At 36.6% G+C, this 3,269-nt stretch carries 3 protein-coding genes; 1 reads left to right on the top strand and 2 read right to left on the bottom strand.

Annotated elements, in window-relative coordinates:
- Both BN338_RS02300 and BN338_RS02295 read right to left on the bottom strand, forming a co-directional pair.
- Nucleotides 1–851: SufD family Fe-S cluster assembly protein (locus tag BN338_RS02300; protein ID WP_039758741.1), on the bottom strand; the 851-nt coding region annotated here is incomplete at its 3' end.
- A 170-nt stretch (nucleotides 852–1,021) separates the two neighbouring features.
- On the bottom strand, nucleotides 1,022–2,167 hold the full coding sequence (locus BN338_RS02295; RefSeq protein ID WP_039758639.1) for a cysteine desulfurase family protein: 1,146 nt from the start codon (nucleotides 2,165–2,167) through the stop codon (nucleotides 1,022–1,024).
- 161 nt (nucleotides 2,168–2,328) lie between these two features.
- Between BN338_RS02295 and BN338_RS02290 the strand changes: the two genes are divergently transcribed.
- Nucleotides 2,329–3,009, top strand: coding sequence for an alpha/beta hydrolase (locus tag BN338_RS02290; protein WP_039758637.1), 681 nt, complete (start codon nucleotides 2,329–2,331; stop codon nucleotides 3,007–3,009).
- Nucleotides 3,010–3,269 lie beyond the last annotated feature (260 nt).

Here is a 3,269-nt window from a genome sequence, read left to right as displayed (position 1 = left end):
GCATTTTCAAGGGCAATAAGCTCAACAACAGCAGCATGAAGTTGGTTTTCATCTCGTTGAGGGGCTGTACACCCTTCAAGATAAGAAACATAGGAATCTTCAGCTGCAATAATTAATGTTCGTTCAAATTGGCCTGTATTGCGTTCATTAATTCTAAAATAGGTTGAAAGCTCCATAGGACAACGAACCCCTTTGGGAATGTAAACAAATGAACCATCTGTAAAGACAGCGGCATTTAAGGCTGCATAATAATTATCACTTACAGGTACAACTGTTCCTAAATATTCTTTAATAAGCTCAGAATGTTCAATAATCGCCTCTGAAATAGAGCAAAAAATTACACCAGCACGCGCCAATTCTTTTTTGAATGTTGTCACGACAGAAACAGAATCAAAAACCGCATCAACAGCTACCTGCCCTGATGCGGACAGACTATCATCAAAGGTAGAGGGATCAGATTGTTTTCTTACTCCTGCTAAAATTTCTTGTTCTTTAAGAGGAATGCCAAGTTTTTCGTATGTTGCTAATAACTCAGGGTCCACTTCGTCCAAAGATTTTGGTCCTGTATGATTTTTAGGAGCAGCATAATAATAAAGCTCCTGAAAATCAATTTTAGGATATTCAAGACGCGCCCAATGAGGTTCTTGCATTGTCAGCCAACGGCGATAAGCTTGTAAGCGCCATGTTAGCATCCATTCAGGCTCATTTTTTTTAGCAGAAATAAATCTGATAATATCTTCATTTAAACCTTTCGGAGCTTTATCCGTTTTAATTTTCGTTTCAAAACCATATTTATATTGGTCAACATCTATCTCACGGACTTGGCGTATCGTTTCTTGTACTGCCGGCATAAATCTTCTCCATTTTTTGGCATCAAAAACCGGTAACTAACAGTCTTGTTTTTACAAAATTAAAGTTAAGCACGTTATTTGTTAAGCTATAGGCAAAGTGCAAAAATTTCAATAAAACTTAATTTTATTTTTAAAATAATTCTAATTTTGTAATTTTCTCATGATGAATTTTATCCTTTTTTCTTGCTTATCATTCGAGAAAAAAACAATAGAAAATCATCAATATCTTCAGAAGTTGTATCACGTCCTATCGAGATGCGAATGGCGCCATTTGGAACATGATACCCCATGGCTTCCAAAACTTTGCTTTGTTTTACTTTTCCCGAAGAACAAGCAGAACCAGCCGATACAGCAAAACCTTCTAAATCAAAAGCAATTTGCATTGTTTCAGCTTTTATATTTTTTACGGTAAAGTAAGTTGTATTTGGCAAACGTTTAACTCTTTTGCCAAATATTTCAATATCTTGACTTATTTTTTGCAGTCCATCTTCTAATTTATTTCGTAAATATATTAACCGTTTAATTTCTTCTTGCGTAAAACAATCAGCCATTGCTGCTCCAAAAGCAGCAATAAGGGGTAATGCTTCTGTTCCTCCACGAAGACCTCTTTCTTGTCCTCCTCCGATAATAAGAGGATGTGGCATGAGAAGGTTGCCACATGAAACAAATGCACCAACTCCTTTAGGACCGCCAACTTTATGGGCAGAAAGTATAAAAAAGTCCCCTCCTAACTGATGAATATCAACAAAATTTTTATCGACATATTGTGTCAAATCAACAATAAGAGTGCCGCCTAAATCCCGAACAATAGCAGTTATTTCTTTTAAGGGTTGAATAACACCAGTTTCACTATTTGCAGCTTGAATAGCAACAAGAGGTAAACCTTTTGTCTTATCGTGAGCCCTTAAGAGTAATACTAATTTATCTTGTTGAATAAGCCCATCTTGATCAACAGCAATGACACTTATCAATTCTCTAGCAAAACGCCCTCCCTCTGCCACCGAGGGATGTTCAGTCGCTCCAAGGTAAAGATGAGAGAATTGAACCTTTGCATTCCCCATCGTGTAAAAGGGTGTTAATAAAGTCATTGCTGCTTCACTCGCTCCAGAGGTAAAGACAATGTTATCTGGATCTGTTTTAAGTTTTTCAGCGATTTGTCGACGCGCTTTTTGCAACAAAATCTTAGCCGCACGCCCTTCCTTATGAACGGATGATGGATTACCAAAGATCTCTAAAGATTCCAGTAACGTCATCCGCGCCATTTTTTTGAGCGGTGTTGTTGCATTATGATCAAAATATCGGCGCTTTATCACCATTTTACATCGCAGTCATTAATCGTATAAATTGATTAAAAAAATAACGCAATTTTCTTGAAAAGTGCACTAAAAAAAGAATATCTAATGATTATTTAAGAGATTCTATGGTAAAAGTCGACCAAAGACAATGAGAGCCTTTTATAGCATTTAAGGAGCATTTTATGCCAGAAATTATTTTTAATGGTCCCGCAGGTCGGCTTGAAGGGCGTTATCAACCTTCACAACAAAAAAATGCGCCCATTGCGATCATTTTGCATCCTCATCCCCAATTTGGTGGAACGATGAATCATAAAATTGTCTATGATCTCTTTTATATGTTTCAGCAACGTGGCTTTACAACTTTACGTTTTAACTTCCGTGGTATTGGTCGCAGTCAGGGAGAATTTGATTATGGAATAGGAGAACTTTCAGATGCAGCAGCGGCTCTCGATTGGGTGCAAACACAACATCCAGACTCTAAAAATTGTTGGGTAGCGGGATATTCATTTGGAGCATGGATTGGTATGCAGCTCTTAATGCGCCGACCAGAAATTGAGGGATTTATTTCTGTTGCTCCTCAGCCTAACGTTTATGACTTTTCATTTCTGGCACCTTGTCCCTCCTCTGGGCTTATCATTCATGGTGGTATCGATAAAGTTGCCCCTCCAAAAGACGTTCAACTGCTTGTTGATAAATTGAAAACACAAAAAGGTATCATCATCACACAAGAAATACTGGAAGGAGCTAATCACTTTTTTAGTGGATATCATGAAGAACTTATCGAACGATGTGCCCACTATTTGGATAGCCATATCACCAATGAACTTCTCGCTCCTCCCCCTGAAGTACTTTCACTTACTTAAGAAAACATGAGAAATTTATAAAAAAATCAGCTAAAAAAGCGTTTCTGATCATAATTAAAGTAATTTCTTTTCAGACTGTATTGGCGATTTTTCTAAATTTTATTTTAAGAGAGAAATAAGGATAAGAAAGACACTTTTTATCCTTATTTCTATTAGTTTATCTTTTTTAGCGTAAAAAGGAAATAATACCCGTTATTATTATCTTCATGATCAATATGTCTGATTCTCTTGTGATATGTATGTCATTTATGGTAGATAAG

The organism is Bartonella queenslandensis AUST/NH15 (genome assembly GCF_000312585.1).
Taxonomy (GTDB): domain Bacteria; phylum Pseudomonadota; class Alphaproteobacteria; order Rhizobiales; family Rhizobiaceae; genus Bartonella; species Bartonella queenslandensis_A.
This window is presented reverse-complemented; position numbering and strand designations above follow the sequence as displayed.